This is a genomic window from Myroides odoratus (assembly GCF_965118575.1).
GTDB lineage: Bacteria > Bacteroidota > Bacteroidia > Flavobacteriales > Flavobacteriaceae > Flavobacterium > Flavobacterium odoratum_B.
Genome location: NZ_CBCPHW010000055.1, coordinates 1 through 569, shown reverse-complemented (window position 1 = coordinate 569; position 569 = coordinate 1). Strand labels below are relative to the sequence as shown.

Genomic DNA, 569 nt, shown 5'->3' with positions numbered 1-569 from the left:
CCACGGCTATCGGTATGCGAGCGAATAGCCAGTTTCAGTTCTGGATATTGCAACATCACCTCTACCACCTTCATCAATTCAATCTGCGCATCTGCTCGGATCTCAGACTTATCAAAATCAAAATAAATCGGTGATAATTTTAGCTTTTTGAATAAATCATCTCCTGTCTCTATTTTTGTATTCGCTACTTCTAATTCTATATTGAAACGTTTTTGTATTTTTCGATCGGTATCTACCACAAACTCTTGGGTGAGATAACCGTCTTTACTCGCTCTGATGCGATAGGTATGCCCACAAGGTAAACTAATACTGTAAAAACCTTGGGCATCTGCCTGAACTGTATTAATTTGTTTGTGATTGGCATCATATACAATAAAGGATACCCCTTCAATACCTTCTTGGCTATCTTGATCTAATACTAACCCATCTATAAGTTGAACACAGGGTTTTTCTACAAATAGGTAGATATCATCTCCGCCATGCCCCCCTTCTCGGTTTGAGCTAACAAAACCTTTCTTGGTTTGAGCGTCAATATAAAAACCAAAATCGTCAAAAGTGCTATTGATATC

General features: G+C 38.1%; 1 protein-coding gene. It reads right to left on the bottom strand.

All coding sequences use genetic code 11. The features are described from left to right. Window positions 1–569 (bottom strand): OmpA family protein (locus tag ACMHJ2_RS17765; protein WP_413514184.1); only part of this gene is annotated, 569 nt, incomplete at both ends.